The sequence below is a fragment of the Pseudonocardia sp. EC080619-01 genome, from assembly GCF_001420995.1.
In the GTDB taxonomy this organism is placed as follows: Bacteria; Actinomycetota; Actinomycetes; order Mycobacteriales; family Pseudonocardiaceae; genus Pseudonocardia.
Genome location: NZ_CP012184.1, coordinates 2266280 through 2289047, shown reverse-complemented (window position 1 = coordinate 2289047; position 22768 = coordinate 2266280). Strand labels below are relative to the sequence as shown.

Below are 22768 nucleotides of genomic sequence, written 5' to 3'. Positions count from 1 at the left end.
CCGAGCAGCCGCACCGCCGGCGACGGCCGGGCCCGGAGGGATGATTCCCGGGCCCGGCCGGATCGTCGTCCGGGATCACCCGGAGTCCTCCCCGGCCCACCCCGGCGGCCGCTGTCGGAGTCGCGCGGCACTATGGAGTCGTGCAGACCTCCCGCGCGCCGGAGCGCCCGGCACCGATCCCGCCGCGGGACCGGACCGTCGGTTCGATCCCCTCGACCCCGCTCGGTGGCTTCGGCCCCGGCGACGAGCAGAAGCGTCGCGACCTGCGCCGCATGAAGATGGTCGCGACCGGGTTCCTCGTCGGGGCGACGATCGTCTTCTTCCTCGCCAAGTACCTGGAGGTGGTCCAGGGGCTGGCCTGGGCGTCCTACCTGCGGGCGAGCGCCGAGGCGGGCATGGTGGGCGCGCTCGCCGACTGGTTCGCCGTCACCGCGCTGTTCCGGCACCCCCTGCGGCTGCCGATCCCGCACACCGCGATCATCCCGCGCAAGAAGGACACGATCGGCGACAGCCTCGGCGACTTCGTCGGCGAGAACTTCCTGTCCGAGGCCGTGGTCCGCGAGAAGCTGGAGTCGGTCGGGGTCAGCGAGCAGGTCGGGCGCTGGATCGGGCAGCAGGCCAACGCCGACCGCGTCACCACCGAGCTCGTCACCGCGGCGCGCGCCCTCGTCATGGTGCTGCGCGACGAGGACGTGCAGAACGTCATCGAGACCGTCGCCGTCCGGAAGCTGCTCGAGATCCCCGTCGGCCCGCCGATGGGCAAGGCCCTGGAGGGGGTCCTGGCCGACGGCGCGCACCGGCGACTGGTCGACCTCGTCTGCGACCGCGCCTACGACTGGGTCGCCGACAACCAGGACATGGTGCTGCGGGTGGTGCACGACCGGGCGCCGTCGTGGACACCGCGGTTCGTCGACGACATGGTCGCCGACAAGCTCTTCGCCGAGATCCGCGGTTACGCCTGGGCGGTCAAGACCGATCCGCAGCACCCGCTGCGCCACGCGGTCGACCGCTACCTCGCCGAGTTCGCCCAGGACCTCCAGCACGACGCGACGACGATGGACCGCGCCGAGCAGGTCAAGCGCCAGGTCGTCGAGCACCCGGAGGTGCAGCACTTCATCGGCCGGGCCTGGACGGTCGTCAAGGGCATGGTGCTCGACGCCGCCGACGACCCGTCCAACGAGCTGCGGCTGCGGGTGCGTGACGGGCTCATGGCCTTCGGCCGTCGGCTCGGCCGGGACCGCGAGCTCGCCGCCAAGCTGGACGGCTGGATGGCCGACGCCGCGTGCTACGTCGTGCGGCACTACCGGCACCAGATCACCACGCTGATCACCGACACGGTGGCCCGCTGGGACGCCGAGGAGACCTCCCGCAAGATCGAGCTGCAGGTCGGCCGGGACCTGCAGTGGATCCGGATCAACGGCACCGTCGTGGGGGCGCTGGCGGGCCTGGTGATCCACGCCGTCGGGGAGCTGGTCATCGGCTGACGCGGCCGTCTCACTGCGGCGTCACGCCATCGCCATCCCCCTGTCACGAACGTGGCGCAGGCCACGTCACCTGCGCTAGCACTGTGCTTGCAAGAGTTAGCACCCGGGCGTACGGTCGGTTCTGTCAGTGAGGAACGGATCGAACCGGAGGCGAGACGGATGGCCACCCAGCCGAAGCCCGGCAGCGGTGACCGGAAGACCGTCGAGCCCCCCGATCGAGTAGGCCAGGCCGCCGTCGAGCACGTCGGCCAGGTCGTCGGGCAGGCCCAGCAGGCCGTCGGGCACGCGGTGGAGGACATCGGGTCCTACATCCGGTCCCAGCGGGAGGCCGCACAGGTCTCCATGCGTCAGCTGGCCCGCTCGGCGGGGGTGAGCAACCCCTACCTGAGTCAGGTCGAGCGCGGACTCCGCAAGCCGTCCGCGGAGATCCTGCAGCAGATCGCGAAAGGGCTGCGGATCTCGGCCGAGGCGCTGTACGTCCGCGCCGGGATCCTCGAGGAGCGCCCCGCCGGCAAGGTGACCGACGCGGTGCTCACCGATCCGACCCTCAGCGAGCGGCAGAAACGCGTGCTGCTCGACGTGTACGAGTCGTTCCGCAGGGAGAACGGCCTCCCCGACGACACCCCCCACTCCATCGAGACGAGGAAGTGATCACCATGGCCGTGAACCTCCCGACCAGTGCCGACGTGAAGAAGCTGCGCGAGCAGACCGCCGAGCAGGCCGAGGTCGCCCGCACGCCGCTGATGGCCGTCATCGGCGTCGGCGACTACGCCTACACGACCGTGTCCAAGGCCGTCACCGACGTCCGCACCACCGCGACCCAGCGCGCGGAGGAGGTGCAGACCCGCGTCCAGGAGTTCCCGGAGGAGCTCAAGGAGCTGCGCGGCAAGCTGTCCTCCGACAGCCTGCGCAAGCAGGTCGAGGAGTTCCGCTCCGAGGTCGAGGGCGTCTACGTCGGCTTCGCCCAGCGTGGCGAGAAGGCCTGGGGCAAGCTGCGCAAGCAGCCGCAGGTCAAGAACGCGATCGACACGGTCGAGGACCTGACCGAGAAGTTCGACGCCCGCGTCGACGGCTTCGTGGACGAGACCCACGACGCCGCGGCCAAGGCGCTCGACACGGTCACCACCCAGACCCGCTCGGTCGGCGAGAAGGTCGCGCGCCGGACCCAGACCGCGGCCGGCGAGGCCGCCGAGGCCGTGACCGAGGTGTCGAAGGACGCCGCCGAGGCCATCACCGAGGCCGGTGACGAGGTCGCGTCCACCACGCGGTCCACCGCCCGCAAGACCGCGGCGAAGACCGACCCGAAGACCTCCACCGGTGCGAAGAGCACTCCGGCCCGCAAGCCGGCGACCCGCCGCACCACCAGCACGACCGCCAAGAAGTGAGCCCGGCCGGGCGGACCGCCCGGTGATCTTCTCGCGAACGCCCCCGACGGCCCGGAGCCGTCGGGGGCGTTCGTCGTCTCCCCGAGGTGGTTCACGGCTTCCGTCCGTATCGCCGGGAGTCCGCGTGACCGAAGGTCGCTCTGCCCGTACGCTGAGCCCGTGGAACTGCTGTACTCGCTCGATCAGTGGATCGTCTTCGGGATCAAGATCCTCGCGCTCCCGCTGGGTGGCTACGCGTTCCTGCACGCCCTGCGCCAGCGCGCGGACGCCTTCAACGCCGCCGGGAAGCTCACCAAGAACGCCTGGCTCGGCATCACCGGCGTCGGGCTGCTCCTGCTGATCATCACCGGCGGCCCGATGTACGGCGGGGCCATGTTCTGGCTGGCCGCGATGGTGGCGGTGCTCGTCTACATCGTCGACGTGAAGCCGGCGGTGATGGAGGTCCAGGGCGGCGGTCCCCGCTGGTGACCTGGCCGGTCCTCGGCACGTTGGACGCCGTCCCCGCGACCGGGCGTCCCGACCTCCTGGCGGACCCGGTCGCACGCGCCCTGAAGGATCTCGACGCCGACCGGATCGGTGTCGCCGAGATCGACCCCGAGCTCGCCGACACCGCCGCGTTCTGCGCGGCCTACGGGTCGCCGCTCGACCGCGCGGCGAACTGCGTCGTCGTCGCGGGCAGGCGCGCGGGCGAGGTCCGGTACGCGGCCTGCCTCGCCCTCGCCACCACGAGGGTGGACGTCAACGGCGTCGTCAAGAAGCGGCTCGACGTCCGCAAGGTCTCGTTCGCGCCGATGGACGACGCCGTCACCCTGACCGGGATGGCCTACGGCGGGATCACGCCGATCGGGCTCCCCGCCGACTGGCCGTTGTGGATCGCGCCGGGCGTCGCCGGGGCGGACGCGGTCGTCGTCGGCAGCGGGATCCGGGGCGGGAAGCTCGCCGTCCCCGGCGATCTCCTGGCGTCGCTGCCGAACGCCACGGTCGTGGAGGACCTCGCGCGCTGAGCCCGGTGTTCGCCCTGAGCGGACACCGCTCAACTTTCGGAAGCAGTTCCGGCTCACCGCTGTTGGAGCGGACATGAGTGACGTGCTGACGCTCCCGGTCCTGCCCCTCGACGACACCGTGGTCCTGCCCGGGATGGTGGTCCCGGTCCGCCTGGACGCGCCCGACACCCGTGCCGCCATCGACGCCGCGACGGCGGCCGGGGACGGGGACGACGACGACGGCAGACGGGTCCTCGTCGTCCCCCGCCTGGACGGGCGGTACGGCGCGATCGGTGTGGTCGCCGTCCTGGAACAGATCGGCCGGCTGCCGAACGGCGACCGGGCCGCGGTGGTGCGCGGTGAGCGCCGCGCCCGCATCGGCAGCGGGGTCTCCGGACCCGGTGCCGCCCTGTGGGTGGAGGCCGAGCCCGTCGACTCGGCCGGGCCGACCGGACGCACCCACGAGCTCGCCACCGAGTACAAGGCGCTGGTCGTCGGCATCCTGCAGCAGCGGGGCGCCTGGCAGGTCATCGACTCGGTGCAGCAGACCTCCGATCCCGGGCAGCTCGCCGACCTGGCCGGCTGGGCGTCCTGGTTGGACGTCGCGCACAAGGCCGAGCTGCTCGCCGAGACCGACGTGACCGCCCGGCTGGAGAAGCTGCTGGAGTGGACGAAGGCGCACGTCGCCGAGCAGGAGGTCTCGGAGAAGATCTCGAACGACGTCCGCGAGGGCATGGAGCAGCAGCAGCGTGAGTTCCTGCTGCGCCAGCAGCTCGCCGCGATCCGCAAGGAGCTCGGCGAGGACGACCCCGACGGCGAGGCCGACTACCGAGCCCGGGTCGAGGCGGCGGACCTGCCCGAGCACGTCCGCAAGGCGGCACTGGCCGAGGTCGGGAAGCTGGAGCGGGCCTCGGACCAGAGCCCGGAGTCCGGGTGGATCCGGACCTGGCTCGACACCGTGCTCGACATCCCGTGGAACGACACCACCGAGGACTCGGCGGACCTCGTCGAGGCCCGCCGGATCCTGGACACCGACCACGCCGGCCTCGACGACGTCAAGGAACGGCTGATCGAGTTCCTGGCCGTCCGGGCCCGGCGCAACCGGCGGGGGACCGACACGATCGGCGGCCGCGGCTCCGGCGCGGTGCTGTCGCTGGTCGGCCCGCCCGGTGTCGGCAAGACGTCGCTGGGCGAGTCGGTCGCGCGGTCGCTGGGACGGAAGTTCGTCCGGGTGGCACTCGGCGGTGTCCGGGACGAGGCGGAGATCCGCGGCCACCGGCGCACCTACGTCGGCGCGCTGCCCGGCCGGATCGTCCGCGCGATCCGCGAGGCCGGGTCGATGAACCCGGTCGTGCTGCTCGACGAGATCGACAAGGTCGGCTCGGACTTCCGGGGCGACCCGACCGCCGCGCTGCTGGAGGTCCTCGACCCCGCGCAGAACCACACGTTCCGCGACCACTACCTCGAGGTCGATCTGGACCTGTCGAACGTGCTGTTCCTGGCCACGGCGAACGACCCGTCCGGGATCCCCGGGCCGCTCGCGGACCGGATGGAGATCGTGACGCTCGACGGCTACACCGAGCCGGAGAAGGTCGCGATCGCCCGTGACCACCTGCTCCCGCGGCAGGTCGAGAAGGCCGGGCTGGACGACGGCGACGTCGAGTTCACCGACGTCGCGCTGTCGATGATCGCCGCCGAGTACACCCGGGAGGCCGGGGTGCGCCAGCTGGAGCGGGGCCTCGCGAAGGTCCTGCGGAAGGTCGCGGTGCAGCTCGACGCCTCGGACGGCTCGGAGACCGTGCGCCCGGTGCACGTCGACGCCGATGCGCTCGTCACCTACCTCGGCCGTCCGCGGTTCACGCCGGAGTCGGCCGAGCGGACGTCCGTGCCGGGCGTCGCGACCGGCCTGGCGGTGACCGGGGCCGGTGGGGACGTGCTGTTCATCGAGGCCACCTCGATGCAGGGCGAGCCGGGCCTGCAGATCACCGGGCAGCTGGGCGAGGTGATGACCGAGTCGGTCTCGATCGCCCTGTCCTACCTGCGCTCGCGCGGACTGGCCGGTGACCTGGCCCAGGGGAAGCTCCACGTCCACGTCCCGGCCGGCGCGGTCCCGAAGGACGGCCCGTCCGCCGGCGTCACGATGACGACGGCGCTGGCCTCCCTCGCGTCCGGACGCCCGGTGCGTTCCAGCGTGGGCATGACCGGCGAGGTGACGCTGCAGGGCAAGGTGCTGCCGATCGGTGGGGTGAAGCAGAAGTTGCTCGCCGCACACCGGGCCGGGCTGACCGACGTGATCATCCCGAAGCGCAACGAGCCCGACCTGGACGACGTCCCGGAGTCGGTCCGGAACGAGCTGCGGGTGCACCCGGTGGCCGACGTCGCCGAGGTCCTGGAGATCGCCCTGGAGCCGGTGGACGCGCAGCAGCACGCGGCCTGACCACCGCACGATCCGGCGCCCGTCCCGCACACCGCGGGGCGGGCGCCGTTGCGCGTGCCGGGCCTGGTCGTGCGTGCCGGGCCCGGTCGTGCGTGCCGGGCCCGTCGTGCCTGCCGCGTGCCGCGCCGCACCGCCGCTCCGCCGCACCGGACCGTCCGTGCCCGGAGCACTCTCGCCGAGATGTAGCTCAGCGCGGATCGTCGATCACCGGACGGCGCTGAGCTGCATCTCGGCGGGAGTTCCCGAGCGCTCGTCGCACCTCGGTGACGATCCGCTGCGGTTCGCGACGCATCTCGGCCGCGGTGTAGCGGAGCACCCGCCATCCGGCGGCGGCGAGCCGGGTGTGCCGCTGGGCGTCGGCACGGGCGGCCTGCGGGGTCGCGAAGTGGTCGCCGCCGTCGTACTCGACGCCGAGCCGGTGCTCCGGATAGGCGAGGTCGAGCCACAGGACGCGCCTGCGCTCGTCGACGACCGGGTGCTGCGGCACCGGACGCGGCAGGTCGCTCCGCACCAGGATCAGCCGGAGCCGGGTCTCCGGTGGGGAACCGCTGCGGGCGTCGGCCCAGGTCAGGGCGTCGATCACCGCTCGCACCCCGCGCAGGCCGACGTACCGGGCGGCGTACGTCAGCAGCAGGTCCGGGGCGAACGTGCCGCGGGCGAGCGCGTCGATCGCGACGATCCCCTCGACCGGCGGCAACCGGCGGGCGAGGTCGAACGCGGTGCGCATGGGAGTCGTGACGCGGACACCGGCGATCTCGATGATCTCGCGCGGGTGGAGCGCGTCGCGCCGCACGCGCACCTCCCGGCGGGAGCGGGGACCGGAGCAGGTCGCGGGCACCACGACCTCGGCGGGTTCGCCGAGCGGAGCACACGAGCGTCCCTGCAGCTCCGCCGCCGAGTACCCGCAGAGGACGGCGCCGTCCCCCGCCCACAGGGACGCGGCCAGCGAGCGCAGGCGCAGGTCCGGGGACTCCCCGGTGGCGGGGGCGTAGGTGTCGGGGAGGAGCCGCTCGAACGACGGGCCCCGGAGCCGTCCGGGGGTGACGAGCCCGGCGGCGACCGCGGCCGTCCCACGGAACACCTCGGGCCATCCGGGGACCGACATGGCCCGAGGATCCCGGGACCGTCGGAGGACCGGACCCGTTCGCGGTCACGCGATCCCGATCGCGAACGTGCGCTCCCGGAACACGACCCCCGGCGCGGACCGTCCGGCCCCGGACCACCCCCACCGAGATGCGGCTCAGCGCGGATCGTCGATCACCGGACGACGCTGAGCTGCATCTCGACGAGCGGGCGGGGCGAACGCACGCGGGAGCTCAGTGGAAGACGATCGTGCGGTTGCCCTGGATCAGCACCCGGTCCTCCAGGTGCCAGCGCAGGCCCCGGGCCAGGACGAGGCGCTCGATGTCGCGGCCCCGCCGGACCATGTCGGCGGCGGTGTCGCCGTGGTCGACGCGGATGACGTCCTGCTCGATGATCGGGCCGGCGTCGAGGTCGGCGGTGGCGTAGTGGCAGGTCGCGCCGATCAGCTTCACCCCGCGCCGGTGCGCCTGGTGGTACGGCCGCGCCCCCGCGAACGAGGGCAGGAAGCTGTGGTGGATGTTGATCGCCCGTCCGGCCCAGGCCTCGCACAGGTGCGCGGGCAGGATCTGCATGAACCGGGCCAGGACGATCGCGTCGGGGGAGTCCGCGTCGACGAGCTTGCGGACCTCCTCGAAGGCGGTCACCTTGCCCTGCTCACGGAACCGGTCGCCGGGCTCCGGGAACGGGACGTGGTGGAACGGCACCCCGTGCGCGCTGACGATCTCGCCCAGCGCCTCGTGGTTGCCGATCACCCGGGTGATCTCGACCGGCAGCTCACCGGCCCAGACGCGTCCGAGCAGGTCGTGCAGGCAGTGCTGGTCCTTCGTCACCAGCAGCACGGCGCGCTTGCGGACGCCCGTGTCGGAGATCCGGTGCTCGCCGCCGAGCTCGGCGGCCACCGGCGCGAACAGCGAGCGGAGCTCGTCGACGTCGCACGGGACGGAGGCGGCGTCCACGACCTGACGGGTGCAGAACACCCCGGCGTCGACGTCGGCGTGGTATGCGGCCTCGGTGATCGACGCGCCGAGGTCGGCGAGGAACGCGGAGATCCGCGCGACGATCCCGGTCCGGTCCGGACACGACAGGGTGATGACGTACCGGCGGTTCACGAGACCCGTGCCAGCGTGAACTCCGTCTCGGCGGCCAGCAGCTGCTCGATCTGGCCGGCGACGGCCTCCTCGATCCGGGACCCGACGATCGGCACCTTCACCGTCACCTCGGCGCGGATCCGGATCTCGCTGCCGCCGTCGACGTCGGCGATCCGCATGACCGACCGCGCCGTCGCCGGCGTACCGACGACCTTGACCGAGCCGGTGCCGTCGTAGACCCCGGCGCCGCCGGCCTTCCACTGCTCGGTGCGGTCGATCTTCAGGTCCCCGCCGGGGACGAGCGACGTGACGACCGTGGGCAGGTGCTCGGACGGGATCCCGTGCCGCAGCGTGTACCGGACACCGTCGGCGGTCGCCTCGTAGTCGGTGACGGCGGCGCCCGGGCCGCCCAGGTGCCGGAGCTGCTCGTCGAGCAGGTCGCGGTCCACCATGGCCGCGTACACCTTCTCTGCGGGGTGCGCGGAGGTGGCGCGGTAGTCGAGGGAGCGCGGCATGCGCGCAGGTTACCGTTCACCCGTGAGTTTCCCGGGAACGACCACGACCGACCCGCGGCTGAGCGCGCACACCACGCTGCGCCTCGGCGGCCCGGCCGCCCGGATCGTCCGAGCCGAGGGGGCCGACGACGTCGTGGCGGCCGTCGGTGCCGCCGACGCGGCCGGTGAGCGGGTGCTGCTCGTCGGCGGGGGCTCCAACCTGGTCGTCGCCGACGCCGGGTTCGACGGCACCGCCGTCCTGCTCGCCGGCCGGGGCGTGGCCTTCGAGCGTGCCGGCGACACGGTCGTCGCGACCGTGGAGGCGGGCGAGGACTGGGACGACGTCGTCGCGGCCACCGTCGCGGAGGGGCTCGGCGGGCTGGAGTGCCTGTCCGGCATCCCCGGGCGCACCGGCGCGACCCCGGTGCAGAACGTCGGTGCCTACGGCGTCGAGGTCGCCGACCTGCTCGTCGACGTCGATCTCTACGACCGCCGGACCCGCACCGTCCGGACCCGGGTGCCGGCGTCGGACCTGGGGCTCGCCTACCGCACGAGCGTGCTCAAGGGGAACGACGACGCCGTCGTCCTGCGGGTGCGGTTCGCCCTGCGCGGTGACGGTCGGTCCGCCCCGATCCGCTACGCCGAGCTCGCCCGGACCCTCGGCGTCGAACCGGAGACGCGGGTCGATCCGGCCGCCGCCCGCGACGCCGTGCTGGCCCTGCGCCGCGGCAAGGGCATGGTGCTCGACGCCGAGGACCACGACACCTGGTCCGCGGGCTCGTTCTTCACGAACCCGATCCTGCCCGTCGCCGACGCGCCGCAGGTCGAGGGCCTCGCCGCCTGGCCGGCGGGGGAGGGCCGGGTGAAGCTGTCGGCCGCCGGGCTGATCCAGAACGCCGGCTTCACCCGCGGGCACGCCGGCCCCGGCGGACGGGTGTCGCTGTCCACCCGGCACGTGCTCGCCCTCACCCACCGCGGCGGCGGGAGCACCGACGACCTGCTCGCACTGGCCCGTGAGGTCCGCGACGGCGTCACCGGCCGGTTCGGTGTGGACCTGCGCCCCGAGCCGGTGCTGGTGGGCTGCACCCTCTGACCCCGGGCCCGTCCGTGCCCGGACCGTTCCCGCCGAGATGCGGCTCAGCGCGAATCGTCGATCTCCGGACGACGCCGGCCTGCATCTCGGCGAGGCAGGTGGTGCGGCGGACGGTGCGGCGCGGGAGTGACGCAGGCCGCCCGGTGGGGCGGCGCGGCAGGCGTACGGTCGGTTGCGGAACACAATCGATCTGGGGTGGGGGACCGTGCGCCGGCTGTTGTTCGTGGTGGTGGCGTTGATCGCCGCATCGGGTGTCGCGGGCGCGGTGGCACTCGCGGGGGCCCAGGGGGGAACGGCTCCGCTCGCCGCGCCCGCGCCGACCGGGCCGCAGCTCACGTACCAGCCGGCGGCGTCGGCGTCGTCGGCGAACCCGGCCGACCCGGTCTCGGTGCGTGCCGCCGGGGGGACCCTCGACGGCGTCTCGCTGACCGGGCCGGACGGCGAGCAGGTGCCCGGCGGACTCGCCCCGGACCGCGCCACCTGGACGAGCAGCGGGAAGCTCGACTTCGCGACCACCTACACCTGGCACGGCCGTGCGGTGGCCCCGGACGGGGCCGCCACCCCGGTGCAGGGCACGGTCGCGACGCTGGAGCCCGCGCACACCACGCGCGGCACGCTCAACATCGGCGACGGCCGCACCGTCGGTGTCGCCGCGCCGATCGAGATCCAGTTCGACCGGCACGTCGACGACCGTGCCGCCGTCGAGCGGGCGCTGACGGTCACGACGTCGACCGGAGTCGAGGGGGCCTGGGGCTGGCTGCCCGACGAGGGCGGCGGCTCCCGCGTGCACTGGCGGCCGAAGGAGTACTGGCCCGCCGGGACGAGGGTGTCGGTCGACGCGCCGCTCAAGGGCGTGGCCTACGGCGGCGGGAGCTACGGCGCGGCCGACCTGTCGACGTCGTTCACCATCGGGCGCTCGCAGATCGTGAAGGCCGACGCGAGGTCGTTCCGCATGGTCGTGATCCGCGACGGCAGGCAGGTCGCCGACTACCCGGCCAGCTACGGGCTGGCCGCCGACCCGAACCGCAACACCCGCTCCGGGGTGCACGTCGTCACGGAGAAGTTCACCGACAAGCGGATGACCTCGGCCCAGTACGGCTACGACGTCGTCGAGAAGTGGGCCGTGCGGATGAGCAACAACGGCGAGTTCATCCACGCCAACCCGGCCTCGGCGTCGGCGCAGGGCAGTTCCAACATCACGCACGGCTGCGTGAACCTGTCCGCGGCGGACGCGAAGGCGTACTACGACACGGTGCTGTTCGGCGACCCGGTCGAGGTCACCGGCACGCCGGTGCAGCTGTCCCCGCGCGACGGCGACGTGTGGGACTGGACGCTGTCCTGGGACCGGTGGCAGAGGTTGTCCGCCCTCTAGGAACGGGTAGTCGCCCCCATGACCGCTCCCGAGAACCCCGACGTGCCACCGGACCGCGCTGCGACCCGCGCGAACCCGCTCCCGGAGGAGGAGGGCACCGCACCCGGTGCCGAGGAGATCCTCACCGAGTCCGAGGAGCGGATCGCGGGCGCGGTCCACGGCGACGAACCGGCCGACGACGCCGAGCAGCGCCGCCGGTCGGAGGAGACCCTCTAGACCCCGGTCACTCCCGGCGGAACCGCCGCGAGCCGGACGCCTGGTCGCGCGGCTTCAGCACGATCTGGTCGATGTTGACGTGCGCCGGCCGGGTGGCCGCGAACGTGATGGTTTCGGCGACGTCGTCGGCGCTCAGCGGGGTCAGGCCCTGGTAGACCTTCGCCGCCTTCTCCGCGTCGCCGTCGAACCGGACCTCGGAGAACTCGGTCTCGACCATGCCGGGGCATATCTCGGTGATCCGGATCGGCTTGCCGAGGAGCTCGCCGCGCAGCGTGCGGTGGAGCATCGCCTGGGCGTGCTTGGCGCCGGTGTAGCCGGCGCCGTTGTCGTAGAAGTCGAGCGCCGCGATCGAGGTGACGGTGACGACGTGGCCGTCGCCGGAGGCCTCCAGCTTCGGCAGGAACGCCTTCGTCAGCCGGAGCGTCCCGAGGACGTTGGTCTCCCACATCCAGCGCCAGTCGTCCTCGTCGGCCTCGGCGACGGGATCCAGCCCCTTCGCCCCGCCGGCGTTGTTGACCAGCAGCTTCGCCTCGGGAACCGCGGCGTCGAAGGCGGCGACGGATCCGGCGTCGGTCACGTCGAGCGGCAGCGCCGTGCCGTCGATCTCCTTCGCGATCTCCTCGCAGCGCTCGACACGGCGGGCACCGAGGACGACGTGGAAGCTCGCGGCGGCGAGGCCGCGGGCGGTGGCGGCACCGATGCCGGACGAGGCGCCGGTGACGACGGCGGTGGGACGGGAACTCATGGTCACCCAGCCTAGGCCCGCCGTGGTGCCCGGGCGCCCCGGTCGGGTACGTGGCATGGGCAACGTTCCGGCGGCGATCAGGGACCGGTCACCCGTCGGACACGTGACCGCCAGCTCGATCACCGAGCGTCGCAGTCATGGTTACTGCGATCGGGCGAAGGCGATTCCTCGGATGGGCGGGTGCGGGTGCAGCGGCGGTGCTCGCTGGCACCGGTGCGTGGGACGCCGGCGTCGCGGCCGCGGCTCCCCGGGCCACCCGCGGCACGGACCCCTTCACACTCGGCGTCGCCTCCGGTGACCCGGCCGCCGACTCGGTCGTGCTGTGGACGAAGCTCGCGCCGGAGCCGTTCGCCGCCGACGGCCGGGGCGGCATGCCGGACCGGCCGGTACCGGTGCTGTGGGAGGTCGCCGACGACGAGCGGATGACCCGGATCGTGCGGCGCGGACAGGTCCTCGCCACGCCCGAGCTCGGGCACTCCGTGCACCCCGAGGTCGGCGGCCTCGCACCGGACCGGGTGTACCACTACCGGTTCCGCGTGGCGGGCCCCGGCGGCGCGGTCTCGCCGGTCGGCCGGACCCGGACGACGCCGCGGCCGGGCGACACACCGTCGTCGCTGGCGTTCGCGTTCGCCTCCTGCCCGAACTGGGGCGACGGCCACTACACCGCCTACGAGCACATGGTCCGCGAGGACCTCGATCTCGTCGTGTTCCTCGGCGACTACCTGTACGAGGCGACGATCGACGAGACGAAGCGGGGGCAGACGCCACCCGCGTCGGCCGTCGCCGAGCCGACCGACCTCGCGAGCTACCGGACCCGGTGGGCGCTCTACAAGTCCGAGGCGCCGCTGCAGGCCGCGCACGCGGCCTTCCCGTGGATCACCGTCTTCGACGACCACGAGATCGAGAACAACTGGGCCGCGGACGTCTCCGAGGACGACGACGAGCCGGACCAGGACCGCGCCGTCTTCCGGGCCCGCCGGGCGGCCGCGTTCGCCACCTACTACGAGCACCTGCCGCTGCGCGCCGCCCAGCTCCCGAAGGGCCCGGACATGCGGCTCTACCGGCGGCTCTCCTACGGCACGCTGGCCGACTTCACCATGCTCGACACCCGCCAGTACCGCGACGACCAGTCCTGCGGCGACACCTGGACGACCGACTGCGCCGACCGGTTCGACGAGCGCCGCACCATCCTCGGCGCCCCGCAGCGGGAGTGGCTGCTCGACGGGTTCACCCGCTCGAAGGCCCGCTGGCAGGTGCTGGGCAACCAGGCACCGATGGGGCTCACGGACCGCGAGCCCGGCCCGGTCACCGAGGTCAACACGGACCCGTGGGACGGCTACGTCGCCGACCGGAACCGGGTGCTCGGCGCGGCGGCCGACGCCGGGGTGCCGAACCTCGTGGTCATCACCGGGGACCGGCACCAGAACTACGCCGGCGACCTGCTGCGCTCGTTCGAGGAGCCCGGCTCACCGGTCGTCGCGTCGGAGTTCGTCGGCACCTCGATCTCCAGCAAGGGCGACGGCGAGGACGTCGGGGAGCAGCTGCGCGCGATCCAGGAGGCGACGCCGACCCTGCGGTTCGTCAACGACCAGCGCGGCTACGTGCGGGTCGACCTCACCCCCGGCGAGTGGCGCAGCTCGTTCCGGGTGATGGACCGGGTGGAGCGCCCGGGCGGCTCGCTGTCGACGCGGGCGGTGTGGGCGGTGGAGGACGGCCGTCCCGGCGTCGTCCCCGGCTGAGCGGCCGGTGCGGAGTGGCTCAGCGGGGTTCGATGCCCCGCTGGGCCGAACGGTCCCCGCGGCGCGCGGCCGCTCGCTGCGCGGTGAAGATCGCGGCGCCGAACAGGCCGACCCCCAGCCCCGCGATGCACGTCCAGAACGACCCGGCGTCCCACGGGCCGCCCACCAGCCACGACAGGACGACGACGCCGGTCGCGACCGCCCAGAGCAGCATCCCGCCGAGCAGCACCGGCGGCGACTCGTAGAACCGCGGCGGCAACGGCGGTGGGGGCGGAGGATCGCCGTTCTCGTGTGCCGTCACGGGTCCGTAGCGTAGACGTAGCACGGCCGGGCGCCGGAACCGTTGCGCCGCGTCTAGGGTGTCGCCGTGATCGAGCGCCTGTTCCGTGTGTCCGAGCGCGGGTCCACGATCCCCCGGGAGCTGCGCGGGGGTCTCGTCACCTTCATGGCGATGGCCTACATCATCGTCCTGAACCCGCTGATCCTCGGCAGCATCACCCCGACCGACCCCTCTGCCAAGACCGACGCCCTCGGCGGGATCCTGCCCGTCGCCCAGGTCGCCGCGGTGACGGCCCTGGTCGCGGGGGTCATGACGATCCTGTTCGGCGTGCTCGCGAACTATCCGTTCGCGATCGCCACCGGGCTGGGGATCAACACCCTCCTCGCGGTGACCATCGCCCCGATGATGACCTGGCCGGAGGCGATGGGCCTCGTCGTCATCGACGGCATCATCATCGTGATCCTCGCCGTCACCGGCTTCCGGACGGCGGTGTTCAACGCCGTACCCACGGAGCTGAAGACGGCGATCGCCGTCGGCATCGGGGCCTTCATCGCACTGATCGGGCTCGTCGACTCCGGGTTCGTGCGACGGCTGCCGGACGCCGCCAACACCACCGTGCCGGTGGGCCTCGGGATCGACGGCTCCATCGCGTCCTGGCCGACGTTCGTGTTCGTCGTCGGCCTGGTGATCGTCGGTGTGCTGGTGGCGCGGGGGGTCCGGGCCGGGATCCTGATCGGCGTCGTGCTCAACACGATCATCGCGATCGTCGTCGAGGCGTTCGCCGGGGTCGGCGCGTCCGGGCCGGACAACCCCGGCGGCTGGTCGCTCGCCGTGCCGGCGCTGCCGGACCGGATCGTCGGGCTGCCCGACCTGTCGCTGGTCGGCCAGGTCTCGTTCGGCGCCTTCACCCGGCTGGACATCATCACCGTCGTCCTGCTGATCTTCACGCTGGTGCTCGCGAACTTCTTCGACGCGATGGGCACGCTGACCGGACTCGGCAGGCAGGCCGGGCTGACCGACGCCGAGGGCAAGCTCCCGAACGTCGGGAAGGCACTGGTCGTCGAGGGGGCGGGCGCGGTCGCCGGCGGGGCCGGGTCGGCGTCGTCGAACACGCTGTTCGTGGAGTCCGCGGCCGGGATCGCGGAGGGCGCCCGGACCGGCCTGGCGAACGTGCTGACCGGCGTGCTGTTCCTGCTCGCCATGTTCTTCACGCCGCTGTACGCGATCGTGCCGGTCGAGGCGGCGGCACCGGCGCTGGTGGTCGTGGGTGCGCTGATGTTCCGGCAGATCACCTCGATCAAGCTCGACGACCTGCAGATCGCGATTCCGGTCTTCCTCACCGTGACCGTCATGCCGTTCACGTACTCGATCGCGAACGGCATCGGCGCCGGGTTCATCAGCTACGTGGCCCTGTCCGCCGCGACCGGACGGGCGAAGAAGGTGCACCCGCTGATGTGGGTCGTGGCGATCCTGTTCGTCGGATACTTCGGGGTGGGCCCGCTGCGCGAGCTGCTGGGGTAGAAAGGTCACGGTCAGGGCTTGCGAAGTAAGGCAAGGCTGAGCTAACTTTTGGGTGTCGCTTCGTGGTGGGAGCGGCGCGTCAGTTCGGGACAGGAGAAGGCCCCGGCTCCCACAGGAGCCGGGGCCTCCTTCTTTCCCCAGTCACACCGGCCCCGCCGCCGAGCGGGACCGGTGATCCGTCCGTCAGGGCGCGTAGATCCGCACCCAGTCCACCTGGAAGTCCAGGGTCTCCGGCGAGGTCTCGTCGAGCGCCGGGATCCAGTCGTCGCCGTACGGGCCGATGTCCTGCTGCATCGCCAGGTGCATCGGGCGCGGCGGGATCTGCTCGGGATCGGTGGTCCGGAAGACCTCCTGGCCGTCCACGTAGAACACGACCCGGTCCGGCAGCCACTCGACGGCGAAGTTGTGCCACTGCGTGAAGTCACCGCGGACGGTCTTGCCGACCTGGGAGTTGTCCTCGCCGTAGTGGACGATCGTGTGCGTCTCGGAGCGGTCGCCCTTCGGGATCTCCATGAAGTTGAGCTCGCCGCCCTCGGGCCAGTCCTCGGCGTCCGGCCACAGCAGCGCGACGTCGCCGTACCCGGTTCCCGGGTTGGTCTTGGCCCGCATCTCCCAGCGGCCGTACTGCTGACCGCCCCGCCACGCCAGGCCGGCCGAGGTGCGGCCGCGGCTGGTCAGGACGAGCTGGCCGTCGCGCACGGAGATGTTCTCCGCCAGGTGCCTGCCGACCCCGCCGGTGGTCTCGCCGGTGTAGGGGCTCCACTTGTCGCGGTCGAGGGAGGTCCCGTCGAACTCGTCGTTCGCGGTCAGCTGCCAGCCGTTGCGGACGGCGGCCTCCGCGTCGGACCGGTTCGCCGGGTCGAGCGCCCCGACCTGCCCGGGGCGTTCCTGGTCGTGCATCCCGCCGGGGGCCGGTGCCGCCGGAGCCGGGGACTGCGCCGGTGGTGCGGTCCGCGACCCGCCGAACAGGTCGGCGCCTGCCGCGAACCCGATCATCCCGGCCAGAGCGGCGACGGCCACGACGACGCCGAGCGCCGTCGGCCAGCGACGGCGGCCCGGTGCCTCCGGGTCGTCGGGAGCGCGATGCTCCCGCTCCGGAGCCTCCTGGTGCACGTCCGTCCTCCTCTGGTCGCCGGGACGGGCGTCACGCTAGAAGGGGGTGGCTGTGGCTGCGCTGAGAGGCGTCACCGGATCGGGTTCAGCCGGCGGCCCCGCCGTCCAGGTCGTACTCGCGGACCCAGTCCACCTGCATCGTCGACTCCCGGACCGAGCCGCCCTTCGGGAACCAGTCGAGCTGGATGCACAGGTGCATCGGGCCCGGCGGCTGCACCTGCGGGTCGGTGGTCTCGAACCACGGCTCGCCGTCGACGTAGGCGGTGATCCGCTCCGGGGTCCACTCGAGCGCCCAGTTGTGCCACTCCGTGCCGTCGATCTCCACGGAGCCCTCGACCTGCGAGTTGTCGGCGCCGTAGTGGAAGAACGCGTTCGTCGTCCGGCGGGCCGGGTCCATCATCTCCATGAAGTCCAGCTCACCCCCCTCCGGCCAGTTCTCCGCGGTCGGCCAGAGCAGGAGCAACGCGTTGTACGACGGGTCCGACGCCGGGGCCTTCACCCGTCCCTCCCAGCGGCCGTACCGCCGGCTGCCCTCGGTCCACGCCATCCCGGCGGTGCTGCCGTCGGGACCGCCGGTGAGGGTGAGGACCCCGTCCTGCACGCTCACCGCGTCGGGGGTGCGACGGCCGTTCCCGTCGTGGCCGGGGCCGTCGTAGATGCTCCAGCCCGACGTGCCGCCGGTGAAGTCGTCGGTGCGGACGGGCCGTCCCCAGCCCTGGGTCCCTGCGGCGGTGGTGCCCTCGGCGGTCACGCCGTCTTCTCCTGCTGTCGTGCCATCACCCGATGGTGCCGGGTCGTCGGGGCCGGGCGTGGACCCGGTCTCCGGGGCGGGGCAGGAGGGCCCGGAGCCCGGTCCCACCGTGCCCGTGCCGGTGTCCGTGCCGGTGTCCGTGTCGGTGTCCGTGTGGGCATCCACCTCGGTATCCGTGTCGGCATCCACGTCGACGCAGACGTCGCCGCCGTCCCCGAGCTCCAGCGGCGGCCGTTCCCGCGGCCCGGCATCCTGCTCCTGCACGACCGGCGGCGCCGGGTCACCGCCCGGCGTCACGCCGACCACCTCCCCGGCCGGACCGAGGGTGAACATCAGCACCGTCACGCCCTTCGTGACGAGCCTCCTGATCAGGTCCTCCAGCTCGTCGGCGGTCATCGGCTCACTCCGCGAAGCTGACGTGGACGTGGTCGTAGTGCCCGCCGGTCGGGTCGGACGTGTCGTAGACCCCGCCGCCGGTGTAGCGGCGGCCCCAGCCGGTGCCGTCGTCGCGCACCGACGGGTCCCAGTAGCGGCCCTGCCAGATCAGGTACCGGACCTTCAGCGGGGCGGCGTTGCCGGCGAACCACCGGGTGATCCGCCAGCCCTCGTCCAGGTCGGCGCCCTCGGCGACGCGTCCGGCCGGGCCGGTGAACAGATCGCATGCGCGTCCCTTCGGGTGGTCGGAGCGGGGGTTCTGGGCGTGTTCGTCCCAGCAGCCGACGGTGTCGATCACCGGCTCGAACACCGCGGTGACCGCCGCGAGCCCGTGCGCGGTGGCACCGGTCAGGCAGCCGCCGGTGCGGACCGGGTCGGGCCGGTCGCAGCCGGTCGCCCCGCCCGTCCACGCGGGTGCGGGTGCCGCCGCGGGGTCGTCCGGTGGTGCGTCCGGCGCCGGGGCGCCCGCCCGGTCGTCGGGGGCGGGGGCGCCGGAGTAGCGGGCGGCGAGGTCGTGCACCGTGTCGACGTAGCGGCGGACCGCCGCGGAGCACTCCGGCGAGCAGCCCGCCTCGCCGGGCTGCGGCACCCCGGACGCCGACTCCGCCACCCGCCGGCACCCCGCCACGTGACAGACGAGCATCGCGTCGAGCACCGGGACGTCCTTCGGCGTCGTCGCCAGCAGGCCCGCGGCGGCCCGCAGGGTCGAGCACAGCCACGGCACGACCGTGCGCAGGTGCCCGGCCGGGTCGGTCAGCGCCGGGTCCGGCCAGGGCGCACCACCGGCGGCCACCCACGTCCGCTCCGAGACCTGCAGCAGCCCCGCGGCGGCGCCGGTGCGCAGGGCCGGGTCCCAGCCCGACTCGGCCTGCACCTGGGCGACGACCCAGGCGGGCGGGAGCTCCGGGCAGCGCTGCGCGGTCAGCTGGGTGACCAGGCCGAGGTACGGGCGGGCCGCCCCGGGCACGGCGCCCGCGTCCGGACCGGGCGCCGGGGGGACGGCGGCGGCGACCGTCGACGTCCCGGCGAGGAGGGCGGCGACGACGGCGAGCAGCAGCAACGGCACGCGCACGCTCATCGCGCCGGTCCGCATCCGTCCGGCTCCGGGACCGGACCGGCGTCGACGACGAGCCGGTCACCGTCGCGGACGACGGTCACCTCGATCCGCACCCAGCGGGCGGCCAGGCCGCGCCAGCCGCGTGCCGCCGGCGCCGGTGCCGCGGCGGGCTCGCCGAGAGGGGCGTCGGGCTCGGGCTCGGGCACGCCCGGCGCGCGGGTGTCGACCCTGCGGGAGGGCACGACCCGCACCCGGACGTCGACGCGTGCCCGGTCGCCGTCGGTGCGGATCCTGCCGGGCAGCACCAGGTCGGCGCGCTGCCGGCCGGTGCCGTCCCAGCCCAGGAGCCCGGCGCCCTCGGGGGACGCGAGGTGCGCGCCGACGGCCCGGGCCCGGCGAGCCGGGTCGTCCTCGTCCCAGGACAGCAGGTCGGCGGCGAACGCACCGGCCAGTGCGGCCGCCTCGGCCGGGTCGACGGACGGTGCCGGTGCCGGTGCCGGTGCCGGTGCCGGTGCCGCGACGGTGCGGGCGGGGACCGGTGGGAAGCCGAACGGATCGGTGACCGGCTCCGGGACGGCGGGCTCGGGGAGCGGCGGCCGGTGCGGTGTCCACAGTGGTGTCCACAGCGCGGGACGGGCGGCGGCGGTCGCGGGCCCGCCAGGGGCCCGCCCACCTGCCGGGTCCCGGTCGGACGGCACGGGCCCGCCGGTGCCGGGGGACGGGGCCGGGTCGTCCAGCCAGGGGTCGGGACCGTCGTCGACGGTGGCCTGCGGACGTCCGAAGAGGCGGAACGGGGACATCGCGACCGTCCCCGTCATCGCCGCGGACCGGGGTCACCGGCCGGCCGGACCTGGTGCTGCTGCGCGGACATGTCCCTCCCCGGACCGCGTGCCCGGGCGGGTCACGCGGAGGGGACGGTAGGAACGCCGGGTCCTCGCCGGACGGGCTCGGCCGAACCGCTTCGCGATGGTGAAGGCGGCCGGGCACGGAGTGCCGTGCCGGCCGCCTACGAGGGACGGATCAGGAGGGGAGCTCCCAGGTGTGCACCGGCTGGTTCGCCGCGGAGTGGGCGAGGTAGCGCTCCAACATCCCGTGCAGTGCCGTCATCCGGTCGGCACCGCGTTCCTCCAGCGCGGTGACGGTGTCGATCTGCCAGGACGACCCCGTCTGCCGGGTCACGCAGCGCCGTTCCAGCACGGTCAGGTACCGGTCGCAGACGGCCTGGCTGACTCCCCAGCGGGCCAGGCCCTCGTGGGCCAGGGGGAGCAGCTTGCGCAGCGTCAGCTCGTCCGGCCGGACCCACCCGGTACCGGGCCAGTAGAGGGGAGCGTTCATGCCGTGCCGTGCCGCCGTCTGGAAGTTCTCCCGGGCGGCCTCGAACGACACCGAACGCCACAGCTCCTGGTCGGCCTCGACGAGCGTGCGCAGCAGCCCGTAGAAGAACAGGGCGTTCGCCACCATGTCGACCGTCGTCGGGCCGGCGGGCAGGACCCGGTTCTCCAGGCGGACGTGCGGTGTCGCACCCGTACTGTCGTAGATCGGCCGGTTCCAGCGCCAGATCGTCCCGTTGTGCAGGGTCAGCTCGGGCAGCTCGGGGAAGCCCTGCTCGCGCATCTGCGCCATCGGGTCGATGTCGGTGGTGAGCGGCATGAGCGCGGGGAAGTAGCGGGCGTTCTCGGAGAACAGGTCCAGCACCGAGTCGATCCAGCGCTCGCCGAACCACACCCGCGGCCGGACGCCCTGGTTGTGGAACTCCGGCGTCCGGACGTCGCAGGCCTGCTCGAACAACGGGATCCGGGTCTCGGACCACAGCTGCGACCCGAGCAGGTACGGCGAGTTCGCGCCGAGGCCGAGCTGCACGCCCGCCAGGCACTGCGCCGCGTTCCAGTACCGGCCGAACTCCGAGGGCGCGACCTGGAGGTGCAGCTGCATCGAGGTGCAGGCCGCCTCCGGGATGATCGTCTCGAAGTCCGCGTTGACCCGCTCGTCCGGATCGCAGCCGGTGATGTCGATCCGGATCGGCTCGCCGCGGGCGTTGAGCATCTGGTCGTTGAGCGCCTGGTAGCGGTCGTCCGGCGAGATCGCCTCGCCGGTCATGTGGCTCGGGTCCAGGGTGGGCAGGATGCCGATCATCGCGAGCTGGGTGCGCAGGTCACCGGCCTTGGCCCCGGCCCCGGCCAGCAGGTCGAGCAGCTCGTGCTCGAGCTGGCGCCACTGGTCGCCCGGGAGCGGCCGCGGCGGCAGGTTCAGCTCGAGGTTCCAGCGACCCAGCTCGGTCTGCCACTCCCCGGAGTTGATCGTCTCCAGGACGTCGTGACCGTTGAGCGACGGTGCCAGCGCCGGATCGACGAGGTTGAACTCGATCTCCACACCGGTCATCGGTTCGGTGTCGGAGAACGGGTAGGTGCGGAGCAGGTCCTCGAGGGAGTCGAGACACCGTTGCACCTTGATCCGGTACCGCTGGCGGTCGCGCCGGGTGAACGTCGTCCGGTCGACCACCTGACCCATGCGCGAACCGACCTCCATCGAACGGGGAGCGCCTCCTCACCCGACCGGACCAGGCCCGGCACCGAGGGAGGCGGCAGTACACGGTGTCATATCCCCGGACGGGGCGGTACCGGCTGAAAGGGCGACCAGATGCGGCGAACGGTCAGTGACGTGGGACGATCGGCCGCCGTGGCCCTCCTCACCCCCGTCGACGACCCGGACGACCCCCGCATCGACGACTACCGCGATCTGACGACCGCCGATCGGCGGCCGGACCGCCCCGGTGGACGCGGCCTGGTGATCGCGGAGGGTGTCGTCGTCGTGCGGCGGCTGCTGGACTCGCCGTACCCCGTGCGGTCGCTGCTGGGGGTCCCGCGACGGCTGGCCGAGCTCGCCGATGACCTGCACGGGACGGACGTCCCGGCGTTCTCCACCGACGCCGACACGATGGCGCAGGCGGTCGGTTTCCACCTCAACCGGGGGGTGCTGGCGGTCGCCGACCGGGCGCCCGCGCCCGACCCGGCGGAGCTGCTGGCCGGCGCGCGGACCGTCGCGGTCTGCGAGGGTGTGGGCGACCACGAGAACCTCGGATCGCTGTTCCGCAACGCCGCCGCGCTCGGGGTGGACGGGATCCTCCTCGGCCCCGGATGCTCCGATCCGCTGTACCGCCGCAGCGTCCGGGTGTCGATGGGGCACGTTCTGCGGGTGCCCTTCACCCGGTTCGACGGCGAGTGGCCGGCCTCGCTGGACGTCCTGCGCGAGGCCGGGTTCACCGTCGCCGCGCTGACACCGGACGCGGGCGCCGAGCCGCTGGCGACGGCGGGACTCGCGGGCGGCCGGGTGGCGTGGCTGCTGGGCGCGGAGGGGCCGGGCCTGACCGACGAGGCGCTGACCGCCGCGGACCGGCGCGTCCGGATCCCGATGGCGACCGGTGTGGACTCGTTGAACGTCGCCACCGCGGCCGCCGTGGCGTTCCACGCGGTGACGGGCGGCGGCTGAACCGGT

At 73.4% G+C, this 22768-nt stretch carries 22 protein-coding genes; 12 read left to right on the top strand and 10 right to left on the bottom strand.

Features of this window, described 5'->3' with window-relative positions:
• Positions 1–140 precede the first annotated feature (140 nt).
• The 6 genes from AD017_RS10670 (at position 141) to lon (ending at position 6289) form a co-directional block, all read left to right on the top strand.
• Positions 141–1484 (top strand): DUF445 domain-containing protein, encoded by a 1344-nt coding sequence (locus AD017_RS10670; protein ID WP_010224853.1) that lies wholly within the window; start codon positions 141–143, stop codon positions 1482–1484.
• Positions 1485–1643: 159 nt separating this feature from the next.
• Positions 1644–2135: a helix-turn-helix domain-containing protein gene (locus AD017_RS10665; protein WP_060574116.1), complete on the top strand. Its 492-nt coding sequence runs from the start codon at positions 1644–1646 to the stop codon at positions 2133–2135.
• A 5-nt stretch (positions 2136–2140) separates the two neighbouring features.
• Entirely contained in the window at positions 2141–2869 is a 729-nt protein-coding gene (locus tag AD017_RS10660; RefSeq protein WP_033198738.1) for a hypothetical protein, read from the top strand.
• A gap of 159 nt (positions 2870–3028) precedes the next feature.
• Positions 3029–3337: a DUF2516 family protein gene (locus AD017_RS10655; protein ID WP_010224859.1), complete on the top strand. Its 309-nt coding sequence runs from the start codon at positions 3029–3031 to the stop codon at positions 3335–3337.
• On the top strand, positions 3331–3873 hold the full coding sequence (locus tag AD017_RS10650; RefSeq protein WP_060576337.1) for a YbaK/EbsC family protein: 543 nt from the start codon (positions 3331–3333) through the stop codon (positions 3871–3873). The genes AD017_RS10655 and AD017_RS10650 overlap by 7 nt, the downstream gene beginning before the upstream one ends.
• 73 nt (positions 3874–3946) lie before the next feature.
• A complete protein-coding gene (lon, locus tag AD017_RS10645) occupies positions 3947–6289 on the top strand; it encodes an endopeptidase La (protein WP_202968845.1) in 2343 nt (780 codons plus the stop codon).
• A gap of 187 nt (positions 6290–6476) precedes the next feature.
• Here lon and AD017_RS10640 read toward each other — a convergent pair whose 3' ends face one another.
• The 3 genes from AD017_RS10640 to AD017_RS10630 all read right to left on the bottom strand — a co-directional run bounded on the left by AD017_RS10640 (position 6477) and on the right by AD017_RS10630 (position 8975).
• Positions 6477–7394: a DUF559 domain-containing protein gene (locus AD017_RS10640; RefSeq protein WP_060574114.1), complete on the bottom strand. Its 918-nt coding sequence runs from the start codon at positions 7392–7394 to the stop codon at positions 6477–6479.
• A 211-nt stretch (positions 7395–7605) separates the two neighbouring features.
• A complete protein-coding gene (gene purU, locus AD017_RS10635) occupies positions 7606–8481 on the bottom strand; it encodes a formyltetrahydrofolate deformylase (protein WP_060574113.1) in 876 nt (291 codons plus the stop codon).
• Positions 8478–8975 carry a DUF2505 domain-containing protein gene (locus AD017_RS10630; protein WP_010228403.1) on the bottom strand — a complete coding sequence of 166 codons (498 nt, stop codon included), beginning with the start codon at positions 8973–8975 and terminating at the stop codon, positions 8478–8480. Before AD017_RS10630 ends, purU begins: the two co-directional genes overlap by 4 nt.
• Before the next feature lie 22 nt (positions 8976–8997).
• Between AD017_RS10630 and AD017_RS10625 the strand changes: the two genes are divergently transcribed.
• The 3 genes from AD017_RS10625 to AD017_RS10615 all read left to right on the top strand — a co-directional run bounded on the left by AD017_RS10625 (position 8998) and on the right by AD017_RS10615 (position 11635).
• Positions 8998–10047, top strand: coding sequence for a UDP-N-acetylmuramate dehydrogenase (locus tag AD017_RS10625; protein ID WP_060574112.1), 1050 nt, complete (start codon positions 8998–9000; stop codon positions 10045–10047).
• 205 nt (positions 10048–10252) lie between these two features.
• Positions 10253–11419, top strand: coding sequence for an Ig-like domain-containing protein (locus tag AD017_RS10620; RefSeq protein ID WP_082399163.1), 1167 nt, complete (start codon positions 10253–10255; stop codon positions 11417–11419).
• Between the two features lie 18 nt (positions 11420–11437).
• Positions 11438–11635, top strand: a complete 198-nt coding sequence (locus tag AD017_RS10615) for a hypothetical protein (RefSeq protein ID WP_010228396.1) — start codon at positions 11438–11440, stop codon at positions 11633–11635.
• A gap of 7 nt (positions 11636–11642) precedes the next feature.
• Here AD017_RS10615 and AD017_RS10610 read toward each other — a convergent pair whose 3' ends face one another.
• Positions 11643–12380, bottom strand: coding sequence for an SDR family NAD(P)-dependent oxidoreductase (locus AD017_RS10610; protein WP_060574110.1), 738 nt, complete (start codon positions 12378–12380; stop codon positions 11643–11645).
• 137 nt (positions 12381–12517) lie between these two features.
• Between AD017_RS10610 and AD017_RS10605 the strand changes: the two genes are divergently transcribed.
• Positions 12518–14119: an alkaline phosphatase gene (locus tag AD017_RS10605; RefSeq protein WP_060574109.1), complete on the top strand. Its 1602-nt coding sequence runs from the start codon at positions 12518–12520 to the stop codon at positions 14117–14119.
• Between the two features lie 19 nt (positions 14120–14138).
• Here the strand turns inward: AD017_RS10605 and AD017_RS10600 are convergent, their stop codons facing one another.
• The gene (locus AD017_RS10600; protein ID WP_010228389.1) at positions 14139–14420 is read right to left on the bottom strand and encodes a DUF2530 domain-containing protein; all 282 of its coding nucleotides are present in this window, start codon (positions 14418–14420) and stop codon (positions 14139–14141) included.
• A 66-nt stretch (positions 14421–14486) separates the two neighbouring features.
• Between AD017_RS10600 and AD017_RS10595 the strand changes: the two genes are divergently transcribed.
• Positions 14487–15920, top strand: coding sequence for an NCS2 family permease (locus AD017_RS10595; RefSeq protein WP_010228387.1), 1434 nt, complete (start codon positions 14487–14489; stop codon positions 15918–15920).
• 183 nt (positions 15921–16103) lie between these two features.
• On the opposite strand, the gene AD017_RS10590 is transcribed toward AD017_RS10595, so the two are convergent.
• The 5 genes from AD017_RS10590 to AD017_RS10570 form a co-directional block, all read right to left on the bottom strand.
• Positions 16104–17033 (bottom strand): family 16 glycosylhydrolase, encoded by a 930-nt coding sequence (locus AD017_RS10590; RefSeq protein WP_060574108.1) that lies wholly within the window; start codon positions 17031–17033, stop codon positions 16104–16106.
• Between the two features lie 85 nt (positions 17034–17118).
• On the bottom strand, positions 17119–18180 hold the full coding sequence (locus AD017_RS10585) for a glycoside hydrolase family 16 protein (protein WP_060574107.1): 1062 nt from the start codon (positions 18178–18180) through the stop codon (positions 17119–17121).
• A 4-nt stretch (positions 18181–18184) separates the two neighbouring features.
• Complete coding sequence (locus AD017_RS10580; protein ID WP_145982721.1) at positions 18185–19297, bottom strand: lytic transglycosylase domain-containing protein; 1113 nt, start codon at positions 19295–19297, stop codon at positions 18185–18187.
• Positions 19294–20076, bottom strand: a complete 783-nt coding sequence (locus AD017_RS10575; RefSeq protein WP_145984040.1) for a hypothetical protein — start codon at positions 20074–20076, stop codon at positions 19294–19296. Before AD017_RS10575 ends, AD017_RS10580 begins: the two co-directional genes overlap by 4 nt.
• 220 nt (positions 20077–20296) lie before the next feature.
• Positions 20297–21784, bottom strand: coding sequence for a glutamate--cysteine ligase (locus AD017_RS10570; RefSeq protein WP_029239708.1), 1488 nt, complete (start codon positions 21782–21784; stop codon positions 20297–20299).
• A gap of 168 nt (positions 21785–21952) precedes the next feature.
• On the opposite strand from AD017_RS10570, the gene AD017_RS10565 reads away from it, so the two are divergent.
• Entirely contained in the window at positions 21953–22762 is an 810-nt protein-coding gene (locus AD017_RS10565; RefSeq protein WP_060574104.1) for an RNA methyltransferase, read from the top strand.
• The last annotated feature ends 6 nt before the right edge of the window (positions 22763–22768 follow it).